We start from the raw sequence: 17,762 nt of genomic DNA, 5'->3' as shown, positions 1-17,762 counted from the left end.
CGCTGCGATTATTCAGAAATTTTGAAAACCGGCAGGACCGAGCCTTCATATTTGGTTTCGATGAATTCACGGATCGAATCATCGTGATAGGACTCAACCAGCGTTTTGACCCACGGTGCGTCTTTGTCCTGGGTGCGGGTGACGATCACGTTGGCATACGGGCTGTCATTGCCTTCAATCGCGATTGAATCCTTGATCGGGTTAAGACCGGCTTCAAGCGCGTAGTTGGTGTTGATCGCCGAGGCATCCAGATCGGCAAGCGAACGCGGAAGCTGGGCCGCATCAAGTTCGACGAATTTGATGTTTTTCGGATTTTCAATCACGTCAAGCGGGCTGACCGACAGACCGGCAGCCGGATCGACCTTGATCAGGCCTTCGGACTGCAGCACCAGAAGCGCACGACCGCCATTGGTCGGATCGTTCGGAATGCCGACTTCGGCACCATCTTTAAGCTCGCTCAGATCCTTGATCTTGTCGGAATAGATGCCCATCGGGGTCAGGATGTTATAGCCGACCACCGAAAGGTCATAACCACGATCCTTGATCTGGTTATCAAGGTAAGGCTTGTGCTGGAAGCTGTTGGCCTGCAGGTCGCCATCATCAAGCGCCTGGTTCGGAATGACATAATCCGAGAAGCTGATGATTTCGATATCAAGGCCCTTTTCGGCCGCGACTTTGACGACCTGTTCCATGACTTCTTCGTGCGCACCGGGGGTAACGCCGATCTTGATTTTCTCGTTCGCCAGCGCCTGACCGGTCAGGGCGGCGGCCAGAACGGCAGCAGCCGTCAGTTTAAGCAGAAACCGCATGGTAAAACTCCTTGTTTACTGTGGTGTTTTGCGGGAATTCAAAGAAGATGAAGAAACAAAAACAGTGATCAGATATTGCGTTTATCGGCCTTGCGCGCCAGCCAGTCGCCCAGGCTTTGCACCATCTGCACCACCACAATCAGGGTGATGACAACCGCCGCCATCACATCGGGGCGGAAACGCTGATAACCATAACGAATGCCAAGATCGCCAAGCCCACCAGCACCGACCGCACCGACCATCGCCGAATAACCGATCAGGGTGACCGCGGTTAAGGTCAGGCCGTGAATGATGCCCGGCAATGCTTCGGGCAGCAGCACCTTGGTCACCACCTGGAACGGGCGCGCGCCCATGGCCTGGGCAGCTTCGACAAGGCCGCCATCAACCTCGCGGATAGCCCCTTCGATGATGCGTGCGATGAACGGAATGGCCGCCACTGTGAGGGGCACAATCGCCGCTGCCGTACCGATGGAGGTCCCCGCCACCAGACGGGTGAATGGAATGATCGCCACGGCCAGGATGATGAAGGGGACGGACCGGGTCGCATTGACGATCGGACCAATGATTTTCTGGAACAGCGGGGCTTCGAACAGTTCGCCACGCCCGGATGTCGCCAGGATCACCCCGATCGGCAAGCCGAATGTCGTGCCCAGCACAAGGGCCGAAATCACCATCGAAAAGGTTTCAAGCGTTGCCTGAAGCAGGATCGGTGCAAGTGTTGCAAACATGATTAAGCCTCCTGCCCGGCATTCGCGTTCGCAGCCGCATTCGGCCGCGCCGGGTAATCAAGGAATTCATCGGCCAGAAGCGATTGCGTCGTGGCGTGGGTCGGATTGGCAAAAATCGCGTCAACCTTGCCTTCCTCGACAATCACGCCGCCATCCATGACCGCCACGCGGTCACAAAGCTGTTTGACCACGGCCATTTCATGGGTGATCACCACCATGGTCAGGCCAAGGCGTTTGTTGATGTCACGCAGCAGGCTGAGAATCTGGCGGGTGGTTTCCGGATCAAGGGCGGATGTGACCTCGTCACACAGAACGACCTTGGGATTGCTTGAAAGCGCACGCGCAATGCCAACGCGCTGTTTCTGCCCGCCGGAAAGTTCGGCGGGATAACGGTCACGTTTGTCTTCAAGCCCGACCAGCGGCAGCAACGGATCAACCGCCGCGGCAATTTCCGCCTTGCTGGCCCCGGCCAGTTCAAGCGGCAGGGCGATATTGTCGTAAACCGTGCGTGATGACAGCAGATTGAAATGCTGGAACACCATGCCAAGCTGGCGGCGAAACAGCGGCAGATCGCGTTTTGCCAGTTGCGTCACATCGGTGCCATCAACAATGACACTGCCCGCTGTCGGGACTTCAAGCAGATTGATGCAGCGAATAAGTGTGGATTTTCCCGCACCAGACCTGCCAATAACCCCAACGATTTCACCGGCTGCGATATCAAGATTGATGCCGTGCAGCGCGGTATGCGCCGGGCTTCCGCGCCGTGCGGGGTAAGTCTTCTGGACGTTCGAGAGCCTGATCATGGATCCCAACCTTTTCCGAACATAAAAAAACCGCCGCGGCTATTCCCGAGGCGGTCGTACATGTCGGAGCGTGCACGCCCTCTCGCTTTAGCCGCATTTTTATCGCGCCCGCAAGCTGAGGAGCAAATCGGCGCGTTCGATATGACATGTATAGCGAACCGAACGCCGTTCATCAATCCCGATGCGCATGCAATTTACGCATGGCTTGCATGAGATCGAAATAATCAACAGGGAATATTTGTATTAACCCCGCCCGTCACAAACCACGCCTGCCCGCGTCATAGGACGTCTTCACCAAAGCGGGACCGGACAAATGGCTTATGCCGACAGGATCAGCGACCTTGCCCGAACACTGGCGCAATACCCGACCAGTGTCACCATCACCGGCAGCAAGATCGACATTCGCACCGCCAAGCAGCTTGAAAGCCTGAATGCGCAGATCAGCAATGACCAGAGCCTTGCGCGCGATGGCGATACCTTGATTGCAGCAGGCAGCGGCAAGGATGCCAAGGCATTGTCGCAACGCATTGCCGATGGCGCCCCGCAGGTTGGCAATCTTCTCGCGGCATTTGGCGCGCAGGATGCCGAACGCCTCAAGACGCTGAGCATCATGAGCAAACAGAAATTCGATGCGAGCGCTGCCAGCCGCCTTCAGGCCGAGAAACGCTTTGCCGATGAGGTTGCGAAACTGATGATGCAGGAATCACAGGCGGTTTCTGCCCTGCCGACATCGCCCTGCGGTCCCAAACCGCACCCCACACCAACGCCAACACCCTCGCCCGGCCCCAGCCCATCACCTGTGCCGTCGCTTGATGATGTGATCGCGTCGCTTCCCGGTTATTTGCAGATCACCATCCCCGATGCGGTTAGCGGATATGACGCCGACAGCCTGGCGGTCGCCAGCAAGGCGGCCGGGGATGCGGCCATCAAGCTTGGCGTCAAAACGCCGGACGGGATTACCGATTACGCCACCGTGCAATTCACCGGCGGCCCGGATATCAGCAACCAGCCGTGGGCCAGTGCGATCCTGAAAGATACCGGGCTTGGCACCATCGATGACCGGATTGCCATTCTGAACAACGCGCTTCAGGCACGGCTTCTGTTGGCCGATGCAATGAATGACAGCCCATCACCCGCCCCTACCAGCCGCTGAGGACGTCATGGCAAATTACACCGTCCAGCTTACTGCCCCCGATGGAAATTACCCATTCAACCGCGTCAGAATCTCTTTTACCTCGGCGAATCATCCCCAACAAGCGCGCGAACTTACCTTCACACCGCAGGCACGAACCAAAACACATACCTTTGCCATCGCCAATGGCACTTGGGATTTAAAAGTTACGGGCGCAGGTTTTGCGCCAATCAACGAAGCCAATATCAACGTTGCAGGCAATGCAACCAACGCCAAAAACCTCAGTGTGATATTCTATAGCCTGCACAGCGACCGGAACCGCGACGGAACCGTCGATATCGCAATCGGCCGCCAGGGACACAGAACACCGGAAAATATCCGGTTTGGCCCCAATGGCACCGGCGCCATCATTCCGGTTAATTGCAATCAAGATGGTGGCAATACCGGTGCGGGCTATACCGACAATCAGGACAATCACGTCAATGGCGATAACGACCTTGATAGCGGCATAGCGCACCTGAAAATCATCCAGCAATCATTCGGCCCGCCGGCGATCGTTCCACCCGGATGGGCTCTGCGCCTCAGGATCAGCCCAGCCGTAGCCGGCGAGGCAGCGGCCAACCGCCATTTCCGCATATTTGACGGTATTGCCAATAACAGTGTCGAAGTTCTTGGCCCGGAAACCGTCGCGACCGAGATTCCACAAGATATAGCCACTGTCGGCGCAGAACAGACCTATGGGATCGAAGCTGTGCGTTTTGCAGGTCAGGGTTTTGAGAGCGGTCGCGCCATTATCAGCCTTTTAGGTATTCAGCCCGAAGTCAGCGGCCCGGACATTCCTGCATATTTTTTCATCGAGCACGTAATTGCCGCACGCTGGATCGCGAACCATCACCAACAGACAGTGACTCGCATCTATGTCGAACATTCCAACGACGATGATTTCCTTCAGAGCTTGGCTGCTGCGGCAGCAGCAGAAAACACACCATATCCACTGACAGCCGCTACACCGGCAATCGCCCCCCAAACCAATGTCCCTTATCTCAACGGCAATGCATGGAACAACTTTACAGCAGCAGGCAAACCTGGATTGCCAACAGCAGCATCGGATCAATGGCTACGCGATACCATGGTATCGGGTTACAGTTCCTGGCCTGGCAATGGCGGGGGCATAGAACGCCAAGACGTCTTTATGAAAGCCCATCGCTGGCACCACCTGCAAAACTGGGTCTATCAAACATTGCTGAATCACGATATCGGCGTGTTTTACCCTGCCGTTGGCACCGCCGATGCCATCAATGATGGTAATTCCGGCGGCAATATCAGCGTCACACCTCCCGTACGGAAATCCCATTTGATCGGCACAACCGATTACCGTTTCGGGCGCATTTATTACGGCCACCATCGCGAAAGCACCCTTGATAACAGCAGCCGTCAGTTTCTTGCCGCACAAAACATGCAAGCCCCAATCGTCCTTAATGTCGATTGGCTAAGGGTCGGCCATGTCGATGAGATGATGACATTCGTGAAAGCCAACAATCCGGGAAATCCTTACAAAAGATGGAAGCTTTTGGTTGCAAGCCCAGCAACCGCCTATCAGATCATGCGCGACAATCAAGTCGCACATGGCAATGCCACATTGCTTGCCCGTCCTCCACATTCACCGGGTAACGCCACAGCAAATTTTGCCGGATTGCCTGCCCCTGGAACAGCCGATGCATCGGCTACCATCACCGACTTTCTTGGTAATGGTGTTGTCCCGATGTATTGGGGCATTCCGGTCATGGAGGCCAACGCCTACAGCTATCAGCAACTCAGAACATGGAATATTGACGGTGTAGAAAAAGTCATCACCGACAATGTCGATAAGATGAAAAGCGCCTTTGACCTTAGCAATGCCGACATCATCAAAGTTCCGGTGATCTTCATCCCCGAAACCCGTATTGATGGTGCATTTGGACTAACTGACAAAATCAGTATCTGGACGGGTGCCGATGGTGGTTTCAATATCTATCCCGGCAGGAACAGCGGATTTCGCTGCTCTGCCCTAACGGGCGACATGCCCAATCTGTTTTCCGGCAATGATCATTTATTTATTCCCAAGCCATTTGGACCTTGGGTTGTCGATAATACAGTAGCCAATAATGGTTATGACCTGTTCGAACGAGATCTTGAGCAAAAAATCGTAGCCATTGGTAACGGCCTTGCTTGCGATTTTATCGACGATTGGGATTACTATCACGCCCATCATGGCGAAATTCATTGCGGCACCAATGAAACGCGCGCGCCTTTTAATGGTCAGGTAGCCTTTGGAAATGCACGCTTTAACAACTGGTGGACGGCGCTTGACGGTTGATGCTGTCAATGATTTGCAAGGAGAAGAATGATGACGGCGCAAACCGATTATCAACAGGCCCTGACCGACATCACCACGCTGGTCTCAGACCGGGCGCAAGATGTTGCCGCCAAACCAACCCCAAACGAGGTCAGTCAAATCTTTTGCCGTTATCAGGGCACCATCGCTACGCCGATGATCGAAGATCTTGGCAAGGGAAGTTGGAAGAACTGGGAAAGCTGGCAGTTGGGCGGGGCGATTGCCTATCTGTCGAGTTACGGCACATCGGCCGCCGTCGCCCCATTGCGTGACATCGAACAGAATTATCCGGTGACGGATATTCAGATTCAGGCAAAGGCACTGGCCGACCTTCTAGCAACACTTGACGTTGCCGTGTCCGAGGCCAAGCAAATCCCGCAGGTACAGGACGCGATCAAAAGCGGGAATGCCGATCAGATGGCGCGTGCGATGTTGTTGGGGTTGGCGCAAATCGATCCGGACTGGCCGGTGCGGGCATCTGAAATCCAGACAAAGCTGTTTGCCCTGTCGGCGGACAGTTTCCCGGCAATCAATGAAATGGCGGACGGGAAACTAAGCCAGAATGACGTCACCAAGGCGCTGGTGGAAATCCTGTTTGAGGATGTGACATCGGGGACGGGCACGCCGTAAGCATAGTAAAAGCCGATCAGCTTTCGGCCTTTTTTTCCCACGCGCCTTGCGGGGTCTGCTGCCAGTAAGACAGCTTGTGCCCGGCGTCTTTCCAGTCTTTCCAACGGGTACGTGCCTCGGCCACCGCCTCATGATCGCGGTCGTCAAACAGCATGATGACGCGTTCGTAATCGGCGATCTTTTCGCTGATGGCCCGGTCGGTCAAGAACAGGAATTGTGCGCCGTTGGGATTTTCATCATCAGATGTCAGCCAGACCGGCTGCATTTCCGGGTCACCATCGGATTTCGATCCATGGGGCATCCAGCTTGCGGCGTCATAGGTCCAAAGCAGGGTCTTGAGCGCCTCGATCCTTTCCTCGGTTCCGGTCATGACGACAGCACGTTTTTCCCGCTCCAACGTCTTGGACAGCAGGGTCGGCAATGCACGTTCCAGCGGAGACGCGGTCAGATGATAGAACCAGATGTCAGCCATGGTCGATTTCTATCGCGAACATGAAAACGGGGCAAGGTGATCATCACCCTGCCCCGCAAGTTTGTGGTCAAACCGCCGTGAAATCAGGCTTCGTGATTGTCCGCAACAAAGCGATCAAGCAGACGCACACCATAGCCGGTGCCGCCTTTTGGCGTGACTTCGCTATCCTTCGTCGCCCAGGCCATGGCGGCGATATCAAGATGCGCCCACGGGCGATCCTTGGTGATGAAGCGTTGCAGGAACTGGGCCGCCGTGATGGAACCGGCCGGACGACCGCCGACGTTTTTCATATCGGCAATGTCGGATTTAAGCTGGCTGTCATAGGCCTTCGACAGCGGCAGGCGCCAGACGGTTTCATTGACCGCAAGACCGGCATTGGTGATCTGGGCGGACAATTCATCATTGTTGGAAAACAGCCCGGCATTTTCATGACCAAGGGCAATGATGATCGCACCGGTAAGCGTCGCCAGATCAACGATCAGTTTCGGATCGTATTTTTCCTGCACATAGGTCAGGGCATCACACAGAACAAGGCGGCCTTCGGCATCGGTATTGATGACTTCGATGGTCTGGCCCGACATCGAGGTCACAACATCGCCCGGACGCTGTGCCGTGCTGGATGGCATATTTTCAACAAGGCCGATCACGCCGATCACGTTGGCTTTCGCCTTGCGCCCGGCCAAAGCCTTCATCAGGCCGGAAACCACACCGGCGCCGCCCATATCGAATTTCATGTCTTCCATGCCGGCAGCCGGTTTGATCGAAATGCCGCCGGTATCGAATGTCACACCCTTGCCGACAAACGCGACTGGTGCGTCCTTTTTCTTGCCACCGTTCCAGCGCATGACAACCATATAAGGCTTGTGCGCCGAACCCTGCGCCACGCCCAGAAGCGCGCCCATGCCAAGCTTTTTCATTTCCTTTTCGTCAAGCACGTCAATCTCGATACCGAGCTTTTCAAGCGCACTGACTTCTTTCATGAAGCTTTCGGGATAAAGCACGTTCGCCGGTTCGGATACCAGATCGCGGGTGAAGAAGACGCCTTCGACGACCTTTTTGGCACTGTCGAACTGTTTTTTCGCGTCCTTGTGATCACGCGAGGCAATCGCGATGGATTTCAGGACCGGTTTGTCTTCCTTGGTTTCGGTGGTGCGGTATTTATCGAAACGATAATCGCGCAGCATCGCACCGGTGGCGAAATCACAGGCCATGCCTTCCATGTCAAACAGGACGGTGACGTCTTTTTCGCCGGTCGAAAGCGCACGCACGGTGACATTACCACCAAGCTTTTGGGCCGCGATCACGTCAAATTCGGCTTCCTTGCCAATCCCGAACACGATGATGCGCGAAAGATCGGTATTGGCCGGTGCCAGAAGCTGCAGGCTTTGCCCCGCCTTCCCCTTGAAGGTCGATCCCTTGATCGCCTTGGCAAGTGCCCCGCCGGTTGCTTCGTCCAGCGCCACGGCACTTGGCATCAGATCGCCGCCATCGGTGGCAAAGGCGATCACAGCGCCCGAGGTCGGGATGGCGAGATCAGAAAACGTGATCTTCATGAAAAAAGGCTCCTGTCATGTTTCGGGCATGTGTGGGGTCTGCACCGGCAAGCCCGCCGATGCTGGAATGCTTTCCCTAATCTAGCGCGTTAAATGGCGAAGAAAAGGCTTATTGCTCAAAAACCTGCGGGATTTTACCGATATTGCAAAGAGAAGACAGTCGCCCCGACATTTTTCACGAATTGCGCGATGTCAAGGCGGCGGAATGGCGGGACGCTATTATGACGCATTCAAACCTTTGCCTTGGTGCCATGATGAATGCCAAAACCACGCCGATCTCGATCTCCGAACCTATCGCCGTACCACATCCATTCTGGAGCGGCGCGTTTCGCCCGATGTTTCTGTTTGCCGGGCTGATTGCGGTGGTGGCCGTGATCTGGTGGGTGGCGGGGATGGCGCATGGGGTGGCGACACCGTCGCTTGGTACGCCGTCGCTTTGGCACGGGCATGAAATGATTTTCGGTTTTGGCGGGGCGGCGATTGGCGGGTTCCTGCTAACCGCGATCGCCAACTGGACGGGGCGGCCGGGGGTTTCGGGCGGATTGCTGATGGTGCTTGCCGCGTGCTGGCTCATCGCCCGGTTGGCAATCGGCTTTGGCGAGACATTGGCCCCAGCCCTGACCATCATCGGCGGCCTTGGCTATTTCATCGCCCTTATCGTGATTGCCGGGCGGGAGCTTGTGCTGGGGCGAAATTACCGCAACCTTAAGATCCTCGGTATTCTTGGGCTTATTACCGCCTTTGACGGGGTGTTTATCGCAAGCGCACTTGGCCTGATCGCGTTTGATGCGATGGTGATTTACCAAAGTGCGATTTTGCTGATTGTGCTTCTGATTGCCCTGATTGGCGGGCGGATCATTCCGGCCTTTACACGCAACTGGCTGCAACGCGAACAGCCGGATGCCGCGATGCCGGTGATGTTTTCGCGTTTTGACGGTGCCTGCCTTGCCTCCCTTGCCATCACCATCGTGATCGGGATGGTGGATACGGATGGCACCATCTTTGGCGCTGCGTTGCTGATGACGGCCACCCTACAGGGGGTTCGCATGGTGCGCTGGCGCGGACATCTGACGCTGCGTGATCCGTTGGTGGCGATGTTGCATTTCGCCTATTTCTGGGTACCGGCCGGGTTGGCATTGTTTGGCATTGCCCATATCTGGCCGGATGTGATTGCGCCGCGTGATGCCCTGCACGGGCTTACCGGCGGGGCGATGGCCTGCATGATCATCGCGATTGGCGGGCGGGCCGCCCTTGGCCATACCGGGCGGGAATTGCGCGCAAGCCCTGCCCTGAATGCCGCGTTCGGGCTTGTGTGGATTTCAACCGTACTGCGGCTCTCGGTCGGGCAGTTCCCGGATGCTTACCTTCCGGTGCTGGCGGCGGCGACTTTATGCTGGCTTGGCGGGTGGCTGGCATTTCTGATCGGTTATGCGCCGATCCTGCTGGGACCAAGCCAGAAAAAGACACGCGGCATTCCGGTGAAGTAAGGACAAAAGCGGGGCATCAAGCCCCGCTTTTTCGTTTTCAAGGCAACAGGATCGTCGCCCCGGTGGTTTGCCGCATTTCAAGACGATGATGTGCCATAGCAGCATCGGCCAGTTTCAGACGGTTTGGTGCTGGTATTTTCACAGCCCCGCTGGCGATGACGTCAAACAGGTCCCGGCTCATTTCAATCAGGTCCTCGCGCCTTGCGATATGGGTCGGCAGCAACGGCCAGGTGGTAAACAGGGATCCTTTGGCGGCCAGGATCATGATATCAAATGGCGGGATCGGGCCGGACGCAGTGCCGAAACTGACGAAATAACCAAACGGGCGTAGGCAATCGAGCGATGCGGGAAATGTCGCCTTGCCAATCCCGTCATAAACAACGTCGCATCCGCGTCCCTTGGTAATCTCCTGCACACGTGCCACGAAATCCTCGGTCGTGTAGTCAATCACGTGATCGCAACCGTTCTGGTGCGCAAGCTCCGCCTTTTGACTTGAGCCAACCGTGCCGATCACAGTTGCTCCCAGATGCTTCGCCCACTGGGTGGCGATCTGCCCCACCCCGCCAGCGGCAGCATGGATCAGGACAGTATCACCGGGTTTGACCAGATAGGTCCGGCGCAACAGATATTGCGCGGTCAGCCCCTTAAGCATCATGGATGCCGCCATTTCATACGATATGGCATCAGGCAGATGCACGGCAACGCGGGCGGGAACATTGTGTTCCGCGCCATAGGCACCGGGCGCCTCGACATAGGCAACCCGATCCCCGATGGCAAATTCATCGACGCCATCACCCAGCGCAACAACCTCTCCCGCGCCTTCCTTGCCCGGTATGAATGGTAATTCGGGGACGGGATAGGCACCAGTCCGCATATAGATATCGATAAAGTTAACACCGATAGCATGATTACGGACCCGGATTTCGCCCGGGCCGGGTTGGCGGATTTCGATATTTTCATATTGCAGGACGTCCGGCCCGCCATGCCGGTGAAATCGAATGGCTTTCATCGGGTATTCCCTTCATGTCACGGGCCCGGGTGGGCCCGAATGGCTTGCATGAAAGGGATATAGCGCGATCAACGATATCACTGTAGACTGATAGTGATGATAACAGAGTTCAAGTATCATGATATCTGATCAAATCAGTCCTGATCTTTTGCGCGCCTTCGTCGCGGTTTGCCAGCAAGGCAGCATGAGCCGTGTTGCAACCCAGACCGGGCGCACCCAATCCGCGCTAAGCATGCAGATCAAGCGCCTTGAAAACCTTCTGGAACGGCCCTTGTTACAGCGGACCGGGCGCGGTGTTATTCCGACGGCAGAGGGGGAATTGTTTCTGGGTTATGCCACGCGCATTCTTGCCCTTAACGAAGAAGCCCATGCCCGCGTGCGCCAGACAGAAATCAGCGGCAATGTCCGCATCGGTCTGGCCGAGGAAGTCGCAACGGCTGCCCTGCCGGCTGCCCTTGGCCGGTTGCATCGTGCCCATCCCGACATCCGGCTTGATATCACGGTGCAAAGCAGCGTTGGTCTGGGGCAGCTTTGGGATGAACACGGGCTTGATTTGATGATTGTGCCAACGTCGGTGACCACGGCGGATGCGCAAACGGTCTGGAATGTCGAGATGCACTGGGTTTGCGCCAGGGATCATGACATGGACTTCTCCCGCGCGCTTGACCTTGTCGCCTTTCCGTCAAGCTGCCCTTGGCGGCGGCGCATGGTGGAAAGTCTGGTGGCGGCGGGCATTGATCATCGCATGACAATGACCAGCCAAAGCATCACGGCCCTTCAGGCTGCGGTTGAAAATGGCATTGGTGTCGGGTTGTTGCCCGCCGATGCGATCCGACCCGCCACCATGCGGCTGTTCAAACCACCTGCGGGCGTGCCCCATACCGTGACGGTACAATATGGCCTTTATGCCCATGACCGCAGGCCGCCGGTGGTTGATACAGCACTTGGAATTTTAAGGCGCGAAACACCCGTTTCGCCAAACGACTGATCGGATTTGTCGCCTATCCAAAATCAAACAGCGACAGGGTCGGGTTGGATTTGATGTATTCGACCTGCCCCTTATCCGCATCGCCGGTGCAGTGCCAGCCGTGACTCTCGTAAAAGCCATGCGCGCGGATTTTGGGATCGGCATCGGTGGTCAGCGATATATCGTTGCAACCTTTTGCAAACAGCCATTCCTCGGCCACACGCAAAAGTGCGCGCCCCACCCCGCGACCTTCGAAATCGGGATCAACAAACAGCGCCCATAATGTTGCCTCGTGCGGGATGGCAATGGCAAAGCCCGCCGCCGCGCCATCCAGATCGGCCACCCACATGCCATAGCCATCGGCAATCCATTTGCCAAAGGCGGCCCTGGTGATGCCGCGTTCGGCCAGTTGATCGACGGACAGATGGTTTTCGCGCACCCGGCTTCGGATGGCGAAAATGGCACTGACGTCAGAGGTACTGGCTTTGCGGATTTTCATGGGGTGATGTTGGGTCCAAACGAAACTGGCGGCAATTTAGCCTGCTTTGCCCGAAATGGAAGCAAAAACACCATCAGGATGGTGGTGCCGAACCCGCAGTTGGCACGGCCAGACGCACCGGCTGGCGCTTTGGCCCCCAAGTGCCGGGGCGTGGTTGGAACACACCTGCGCAATGGGTGCCGCAATGGGTGCAGGCCCCATGCGCATCAAGGTTCCAGTCCGATAACTGATACCAGTCCCGCCCGATCAGGATATGCCCGCAATGATGGCAAAAGGTGCTTGATCCCGCCTTGTCATGGACATTGCCGACATAAGCATACCGAATGCCGTTTTTCATCGCGATCTCGCGCGCCCGGATCAGGGTCGCGGGCGGGGTGCGCGGATGATCCATCATTTTCCAGTCGGGATGAAAGGCGGTGAAATGCATTGGCACATCGGGGCCAAGTTCATCATGTACCCATGACGTCATTTCATCAAATTCCGCGTCGCTGTCATTCTCGCCCGGGATCACCAGATTGGTCAGTTCAAACCACACACCGGTTTCATGTTTAAGGTATTTCAGGGTTTCCAGAACATCGGCCAGATGGGCGGAACAAAGCTTGTGATAGAAATCCTCGGTAAAGCCCTTAAGATCCACATTGGCCGCGTCCATATGGCGGAAGAATTCCTCGCGGGCTTTGTCCCCGATATAACCCGCCGTCACGGCAACAGTGCGAATGCCGGCTTCGCGGCAGGCCTGCGCCACATCCACCGCATATTCCAGAAAAATCACCGGATCGTTATAGGTAAAGGCGACTGCCGAACAGCCATATTCCTTTGCCGTTCTGGCAATCATTTCAGGCGTCGCAAGCGATCCCAGCCTGTCCATTTCACGCGCCTTGGAAATCTCGTAATTCTGGCAGAACTTGCAGGTCAGGTTACAGCCCGCCGTGCCAAAAGACAGGATCGGGGTGCCGGGCAGGAAATGGTTTAACGGCTTTTTCTCGATCGGATCAATGCAAAAGCCCGATGACCGGCCCCATGTGGTCAAAACCACCTGATCGCCTTCGCGCGCGCGAACAAAACACAAGCCCCGTTGCCCGTCCTTCAGCTTGCAAAAGCGCGGGCAGACATCACACTGGATACGACCATCCTCAAGATGATGCCAGTATCGGCCGGGAACGCTATCGATTTGCGGGGTCGTGACATTCATGGCGTTTTGGACCCTGACGGGACTTCACGATTGTTAGCTTGTCCTTTCAATATGTAGTCCTGATCGCTATCTTTTTCAAAGGAAGCTCATCATTGGAAGCGTCATGACGATTATCCGCCCGCCCGCCATTGCCGGAACGTTTTATCCCGCAGCACCCGATATGTTGCGCAGCGAGATTGACGGGTTGATCCATGCCGCGGTCGAGGGCCAGACGGAGAATGATACGCCAATCCCCAAGGTGATTATTGTGCCCCATGCCGGGCTGATGTTTTCAGGGGCGATTGCCGGTTTGGGTTTTGCCACGGTTCGGGCGTTAAAGGGCACGGTCAAACGGATCGTGATCATCGGCCCGGCGCATCGCATGGCGTTTCAGGGGATTGCGATTGCCAAGGCGGATGGGTTTGCCACACCGATTGGCGATGTGCGCTGCGACCTTGCCGGGTTGCAGGCCGCCCTTGCATGGCCGCAGGTGCAGGTTCTGGACGAGGCGCACCGGCTGGAACACGGGCTTGAGATCGAATTGCCGTTTATCCAGCGATTGTTTGGCGAAGATGCCGATATCGGCATTGTGCCGCTGCTGGTCAGCCGGTGTTCTGCACGGCAGGTGCATGAGGTGATCGAGGCCCTTTGGGGCGGGCCGGAAACCCTGATCGTGATTTCATCGGACCTGTCGCATTTTCATGATTACGATACCGCCAAACGCATCGACGACAATACGCGTGCAATGATCGAACGGTTTGACGCCGAAAGCATCACAAGCGGGGATGCGTGCGGCGCGTTGCCGGTTGCGGGCATGTTGATGTCGGCCCGCAAGCGCGGCATGCGGATCAGGACACTAGGCATGTGCAATTCCGGCGATATCACGGGCGATAAATCGCGCGTGGTCGGCTATGGCTCGTGGGCGGTTTATGCGGGGTCAGCGGATATGCGCGAGGATGAAAAGACGAACAAATCATCAGGCGGCTTTGTCGGCATGACCGAAAAGCTTCTGGCCGATCACGGGGCGACGATGATCGACCTTGCACGGCAATCGATCTGGCACGGGATCAAGCATGGCGGGCCGCTTCGCATTGATCCGGCATCGGTTTCGCCCGAACTTCTGCAACCGGGTGCATGCTTTGTGACATTAAAGAAATCTGGCCAGCTTCGGGGCTGTATCGGATCGGTGATGGCGTATCGTGATCTGGCGACGGATCTGTGTGAAAATGCCTTCAAGGCCGGGTTTGGCGACCCGCGTTTTCCAGCCCTTCGCCAGGATGAATTGAATGACGATCTGGAATTATCGATCTCGGTCCTCTCCCCGCCGCGTGATTTTCCGTTTGAAAACGAGGCCGATCTGATCGCGAAACTGACACCCCATGAAGATGGCATCATCCTGTCGGATGGCAATCATCGTGGCTTGTTCCTGCCACAAGTCTGGGAGCAATTGCCCGATCCGGCGGATTTCGTGGCACAATTGAAACGCAAGGCCGGGCTTTCGGCGGATCACTGGTCGGATCGCATGCGCGCCCAACGGTTTGTCACGCGCGGCATATCGGGCAAGGATATCGCGCCCAGGAATTTCTGGCAGCAACCACCCCCGATGTCATGAGCAGTGCCGGATCAGACAACATCAATGCCCGTGATGCGCGCTATCGTGATTTCATTGAAAGCGTGATCGCGTGGGAAGGGGTTTGGGGGCTTTATGACAAGGGCTGGCTGTTGTGCCCCGGCAATGATGGCACCCGATATTGCCCGTTTTTCGCAAGCCATGACCATGCCGACGCATGGAACGAGATCGCGCAAACCGGCTATGTCCCGACCGCCATCACACTGGTTGAACTGACCGAAAATCTGTTGCCCGATCTTGCCCGGAACAGGATTGAACCCGGTATTTCACCGACCGGCGATGATGGCCCGATCCTGCCGGGGCATTTGGCATTGCATGATGATTTGATGGCCGCGTTAAAGAAATCGATCACCGGCTAGGGATGTGGGACAGCGTTTTCGCAAAGCGCAGCTTTGGCAGGGCCAGTGCCCCATTGCGTTCATAAAACCGGGCAGCATCGATATTCCAGTCGGGAGTTTGCCATTCCATCCAGCCAAGGTTTTGTTGCCGTGCGAGATTTTCAAACGCGGCCAGCATCCGCGCGCCAAGCCCGGCCCCACGGCTTTGCGGCGCAAGGTAAAGACAATCCAGATGCAGAAAGCAGGCGGCCTTCCATGTTGAAAATTCGATACTGGCCGCACCATAGCCGACCAGCTCCCCACCCCTGCCCGCCACCATCACGCTCAGGCGGGCATCCGCGCCAAACAGATATCGGGGCAGGTTTTCGGCCAGATGGGCGCGATTGACCTTCTGACGTTCAAAATCCGCGTGATCGGCAATCAGGTCAATCAGACGGGGCAGATCATTCGGGACGGCGGTGCGGATTTCATACGGCACTGGTGATGACGTCATTGGTGCGATCCGGTGGCAAAGAATAGGATGGGCCGACAGGCAGCGATCCTGTCAGCCCATATTGGCGGGCGGTGGTTACCGTCAAATCAGGCATCCGGTTCCGTCAGGCTGAACCCCTCGTCGATCCAGCCGGTCACACCACCAATCATCAGCTTCACCGGCAGACCAAGGGCGGCCAGCCGACAGGCGGCCTTGTTGGCACCATTGCAATGCGGACCGGCGCAATAAACCACAAAGGTTTTACCGGCGGGATATTCGGCCATGCGGCGTTCGGTCATCTTGCCGTGCGGGATGTTGATCGCGCCTTCGATATGGCCGCCGTGATACAGCGCGGGGGACCGGACATCGACAAGAATGAAATCATCGATCCCTGATTGCAGGCTTGCATGCGTATCCCAGCAATCGGTTTCAAATTGCAGCATCGCATCAAAATGGGCACGTGCGATATGCGACGGTGCGGGCGCGATTTCATTGATCAGGCTTTTCATTCGGGTGGCTCCGTTTGCAATCATCATGGGTAATGGGATGATCGTAACGATTGCCATTTTTTGTGATAGTGGCCAAAATGCCATTATTCGGTAATTTTTCGCCAAACCGCATTTTAACGGAAACAAATCCGGTCATGCCCGATCATCGTGCCGCAAATATCGAACCAACCGACGCCCTGCATCATGTTGTGGTGCTGGCCTATGACGGGCTTTGCACATTTGAATTTGGCATCGCCCTGGAGGCATTTGCCCTGCCCCGGCCGGAATTTGATTTTCCGTGGTATCGCTGTTCGATTGCGGGAATTGACCCGGAAATCCGGGCGATGGGCGGTTTTCGGGTGGCGACCGATGCCGGGATCGAATTGATTGATCATGCCGATACCGTGATCATCCCCGGCTGGCGCGGGGCGGATGCGATGCCTGATGTGGCACTTTGTGATGCGTTAAGGCGTGCTCATGCCCGCGGATGCCGGTTGGTAAGCATCTGTTCGGGCGTGTTTGTTCTGGCGGCAAGCGGGTTGCTGGCAAACGGGCGGGCGACGACGCATTGGCGATATACCGACCGGCTGCACACGATGTATCCCGATATCGAGATTGTCGATGATGTTTTATATGTCGAAAACAGCCAGATCATCACATCGGCGGGCAGCAGTGCGGGGATTGATGCCTGTTTGCATGTGATCCGGTCCGATCATGGCGCGCAGGTTGCCAATGTGGTCGCACGGCGGTTGGTGATGCCCCCTCATCGTGATGGGGGACAGGCGCAATATGTCGAAGCACCGGTACAGGAACGACCGGGCAAATCGATTGCAGCCGTTCTGGACTGGGCACGCGGCAAACTGACCGAACCGATTGAAATCGGCGAAATGGCCGACTTTTCGGGACTCAGCGAAAGAACATTTTTGCGGCGCTTCCGCGAAGGCACCGGCATGGCACCACTTAAATGGCTGCGGCGTGAACGGGTATTGCGGGCGATGAAATTGCTTGAAGAAACCAGTTTGCCGCTGGGTGACATTGCCGAGCAATGCGGGTTCCAGTCGATGGAAACATTTCGCATCGCGTTTCGCGATATCGCCCATGTGCCCCCGGCCCGCTATCGCAACCGGTTTCGGGTCAGTCAACCGGCGTGACCGGAAATATCGACCTGAGGGCAGATGATTGCGATGATGAACGTGAACA

The 17,762-nt window shown here is 56.4% G+C and carries 18 protein-coding genes; 8 read left to right on the top strand and 10 right to left on the bottom strand.

Going from position 1 to position 17,762, the window contains the following annotated elements:
• Positions 1 to 8: 8 nt before the first annotated feature.
• The 3 genes from J7395_RS12595 to J7395_RS12585 all read right to left on the bottom strand — a co-directional run bounded on the left by J7395_RS12595 (position 9) and on the right by J7395_RS12585 (position 2,340).
• Complete coding sequence (locus J7395_RS12595; protein WP_114116175.1) at positions 9 to 809, bottom strand: MetQ/NlpA family ABC transporter substrate-binding protein; 801 nt, start codon at positions 807 to 809, stop codon at positions 9 to 11.
• Between the two features lie 68 nt (positions 810 to 877).
• A complete protein-coding gene (locus J7395_RS12590) occupies positions 878 to 1,537 on the bottom strand; it encodes a methionine ABC transporter permease (protein ID WP_062952387.1) in 660 nt (219 codons plus the stop codon).
• A 2-nt stretch (positions 1,538 to 1,539) separates the two neighbouring features.
• The gene (locus J7395_RS12585) at positions 1,540 to 2,340 is read right to left on the bottom strand and encodes an ATP-binding cassette domain-containing protein (RefSeq protein ID WP_209221667.1); all 801 of its coding nucleotides are present in this window, start codon (positions 2,338 to 2,340) and stop codon (positions 1,540 to 1,542) included.
• Between the two features lie 313 nt (positions 2,341 to 2,653).
• On the opposite strand from J7395_RS12585, the gene J7395_RS12580 reads away from it, so the two are divergent.
• From J7395_RS12580 to J7395_RS12570, 3 genes are read left to right on the top strand one after another with little or no spacing between them, the layout of a single operon-like run.
• The gene (locus J7395_RS12580) at positions 2,654 to 3,493 is read left to right on the top strand and encodes a hypothetical protein (RefSeq protein WP_209221666.1); all 840 of its coding nucleotides are present in this window, start codon (positions 2,654 to 2,656) and stop codon (positions 3,491 to 3,493) included.
• 7 nt (positions 3,494 to 3,500) lie between these two features.
• A complete protein-coding gene (locus tag J7395_RS12575) occupies positions 3,501 to 5,828 on the top strand; it encodes a protein-arginine deiminase family protein (RefSeq protein WP_209221665.1) in 2,328 nt (775 codons plus the stop codon).
• Positions 5,829 to 5,855: 27 nt separating this feature from the next.
• Positions 5,856 to 6,476 (top strand): hypothetical protein, encoded by a 621-nt coding sequence (locus tag J7395_RS12570; protein WP_247742107.1) that lies wholly within the window; start codon positions 5,856 to 5,858, stop codon positions 6,474 to 6,476.
• Positions 6,477 to 6,492: 16 nt separating this feature from the next.
• On the opposite strand, the gene J7395_RS12565 is transcribed toward J7395_RS12570, so the two are convergent.
• Together J7395_RS12565 and J7395_RS12560 are read right to left on the bottom strand one after the other, a co-directional pair.
• The gene (locus J7395_RS12565) at positions 6,493 to 6,948 is read right to left on the bottom strand and encodes a DNA polymerase III subunit chi (RefSeq protein ID WP_209221664.1); all 456 of its coding nucleotides are present in this window, start codon (positions 6,946 to 6,948) and stop codon (positions 6,493 to 6,495) included.
• Positions 6,949 to 7,031: 83 nt separating this feature from the next.
• Positions 7,032 to 8,501, bottom strand: coding sequence for a leucyl aminopeptidase (locus J7395_RS12560; RefSeq protein WP_209221663.1), 1,470 nt, complete (start codon positions 8,499 to 8,501; stop codon positions 7,032 to 7,034).
• Positions 8,502 to 8,722: 221 nt separating this feature from the next.
• On the opposite strand from J7395_RS12560, the gene J7395_RS12555 reads away from it, so the two are divergent.
• On the top strand, positions 8,723 to 9,988 hold the full coding sequence (locus J7395_RS12555; protein WP_247742106.1) for an NnrS family protein: 1,266 nt from the start codon (positions 8,723 to 8,725) through the stop codon (positions 9,986 to 9,988).
• A gap of 37 nt (positions 9,989 to 10,025) precedes the next feature.
• Here the strand turns inward: J7395_RS12555 and J7395_RS12550 are convergent, their stop codons facing one another.
• Positions 10,026 to 10,997 carry a quinone oxidoreductase gene (locus tag J7395_RS12550; protein ID WP_209221662.1) on the bottom strand — a complete coding sequence of 324 codons (972 nt, stop codon included), beginning with the start codon at positions 10,995 to 10,997 and terminating at the stop codon, positions 10,026 to 10,028.
• A 118-nt stretch (positions 10,998 to 11,115) separates the two neighbouring features.
• Between J7395_RS12550 and J7395_RS12545 the strand changes: the two genes are divergently transcribed.
• Entirely contained in the window at positions 11,116 to 11,985 is an 870-nt protein-coding gene (locus tag J7395_RS12545; protein WP_209221661.1) for a LysR family transcriptional regulator, read from the top strand.
• A gap of 13 nt (positions 11,986 to 11,998) precedes the next feature.
• On the opposite strand, the gene J7395_RS12540 is transcribed toward J7395_RS12545, so the two are convergent.
• Positions 11,999 to 12,463: a GNAT family N-acetyltransferase gene (locus J7395_RS12540; RefSeq protein WP_209221660.1), complete on the bottom strand. Its 465-nt coding sequence runs from the start codon at positions 12,461 to 12,463 to the stop codon at positions 11,999 to 12,001.
• 73 nt (positions 12,464 to 12,536) lie between these two features.
• Positions 12,537 to 13,655: an AmmeMemoRadiSam system radical SAM enzyme gene (gene amrS, locus J7395_RS12535; protein WP_209221659.1), complete on the bottom strand. Its 1,119-nt coding sequence runs from the start codon at positions 13,653 to 13,655 to the stop codon at positions 12,537 to 12,539.
• A gap of 103 nt (positions 13,656 to 13,758) precedes the next feature.
• Here amrS and amrB point away from each other — a divergent pair, with 103 nt between their 5' ends.
• Both amrB and J7395_RS12525 read left to right on the top strand, forming a co-directional pair.
• Positions 13,759 to 15,246, top strand: coding sequence for an AmmeMemoRadiSam system protein B (amrB, locus tag J7395_RS12530; RefSeq protein ID WP_209221658.1), 1,488 nt, complete (start codon positions 13,759 to 13,761; stop codon positions 15,244 to 15,246).
• On the top strand, positions 15,243 to 15,623 hold the full coding sequence (locus tag J7395_RS12525) for a DUF2750 domain-containing protein (RefSeq protein ID WP_209221657.1): 381 nt from the start codon (positions 15,243 to 15,245) through the stop codon (positions 15,621 to 15,623). Before amrB ends, J7395_RS12525 begins: the two co-directional genes overlap by 4 nt.
• Here the strand turns inward: J7395_RS12525 and J7395_RS12520 are convergent.
• Both J7395_RS12520 and J7395_RS12515 read right to left on the bottom strand, forming a co-directional pair.
• Positions 15,613 to 16,095, bottom strand: coding sequence for a GNAT family N-acetyltransferase (locus J7395_RS12520; RefSeq protein ID WP_209221656.1), 483 nt, complete (start codon positions 16,093 to 16,095; stop codon positions 15,613 to 15,615). The two genes, J7395_RS12525 and J7395_RS12520, sit on opposite strands and share 11 nt — an antisense overlap.
• A gap of 86 nt (positions 16,096 to 16,181) precedes the next feature.
• Positions 16,182 to 16,583 carry a rhodanese-like domain-containing protein gene (locus J7395_RS12515; RefSeq protein ID WP_209221655.1) on the bottom strand — a complete coding sequence of 134 codons (402 nt, stop codon included), beginning with the start codon at positions 16,581 to 16,583 and terminating at the stop codon, positions 16,182 to 16,184.
• 134 nt (positions 16,584 to 16,717) lie between these two features.
• On the opposite strand from J7395_RS12515, the gene ftrA reads away from it, so the two are divergent.
• Entirely contained in the window at positions 16,718 to 17,713 is a 996-nt protein-coding gene (gene ftrA / locus J7395_RS12510; RefSeq protein WP_209221654.1) for a transcriptional regulator FtrA, read from the top strand.
• Positions 17,714 to 17,762 lie beyond the last annotated feature (49 nt).

The sequence above is a fragment of the Thalassospira sp. A3_1 genome (assembly GCF_017744215.1).
Taxonomy (GTDB): Bacteria; Pseudomonadota; Alphaproteobacteria; order Rhodospirillales; family Thalassospiraceae; genus Thalassospira; species Thalassospira lucentensis_A.
This window is presented reverse-complemented; position numbering and strand designations above follow the sequence as displayed.

Coding starts and splice junctions, on each gene's coding strand:
- J7395_RS12595 (WP_114116175.1), bottom strand. CDS start 809: ATGCGGTTTCTGCTTAAACTGACGGCTGCTGCCGTTCTGGCCGCCGCC.
- J7395_RS12590 (WP_062952387.1), bottom strand. CDS start 1,537: ATGTTTGCAACACTTGCACCGATCCTGCTTCAGGCAACGCTTGAAACC.
- J7395_RS12585 (WP_209221667.1), bottom strand. CDS start 2,340: ATGATCAGGCTCTCGAACGTCCAGAAGACTTACCCCGCACGGCGCGGA.
- J7395_RS12580 (WP_209221666.1), top strand. CDS start 2,654: ATGGCTTATGCCGACAGGATCAGCGACCTTGCCCGAACACTGGCGCAA.
- J7395_RS12575 (WP_209221665.1), top strand. CDS start 3,501: ATGGCAAATTACACCGTCCAGCTTACTGCCCCCGATGGAAATTACCCA.
- J7395_RS12570 (WP_247742107.1), top strand. CDS start 5,856: ATGATGACGGCGCAAACCGATTATCAACAGGCCCTGACCGACATCACC.
- J7395_RS12565 (WP_209221664.1), bottom strand. CDS start 6,948: ATGGCTGACATCTGGTTCTATCATCTGACCGCGTCTCCGCTGGAACGT.
- J7395_RS12560 (WP_209221663.1), bottom strand. CDS start 8,501: ATGAAGATCACGTTTTCTGATCTCGCCATCCCGACCTCGGGCGCTGTG.
- J7395_RS12555 (WP_247742106.1), top strand. CDS start 8,723: ATGACGCATTCAAACCTTTGCCTTGGTGCCATGATGAATGCCAAAACC.
- J7395_RS12550 (WP_209221662.1), bottom strand. CDS start 10,997: ATGAAAGCCATTCGATTTCACCGGCATGGCGGGCCGGACGTCCTGCAA.
- J7395_RS12545 (WP_209221661.1), top strand. CDS start 11,116: ATGATATCTGATCAAATCAGTCCTGATCTTTTGCGCGCCTTCGTCGCG.
- J7395_RS12540 (WP_209221660.1), bottom strand. CDS start 12,463: ATGAAAATCCGCAAAGCCAGTACCTCTGACGTCAGTGCCATTTTCGCC.
- amrS (WP_209221659.1), bottom strand. CDS start 13,655: ATGAATGTCACGACCCCGCAAATCGATAGCGTTCCCGGCCGATACTGG.
- amrB (WP_209221658.1), top strand. CDS start 13,759: ATGACGATTATCCGCCCGCCCGCCATTGCCGGAACGTTTTATCCCGCA.
- J7395_RS12525 (WP_209221657.1), top strand. CDS start 15,243: ATGAGCAGTGCCGGATCAGACAACATCAATGCCCGTGATGCGCGCTAT.
- J7395_RS12520 (WP_209221656.1), bottom strand. CDS start 16,095: ATGACGTCATCACCAGTGCCGTATGAAATCCGCACCGCCGTCCCGAAT.
- J7395_RS12515 (WP_209221655.1), bottom strand. CDS start 16,583: ATGAAAAGCCTGATCAATGAAATCGCGCCCGCACCGTCGCATATCGCA.
- ftrA (WP_209221654.1), top strand. CDS start 16,718: ATGCCCGATCATCGTGCCGCAAATATCGAACCAACCGACGCCCTGCAT.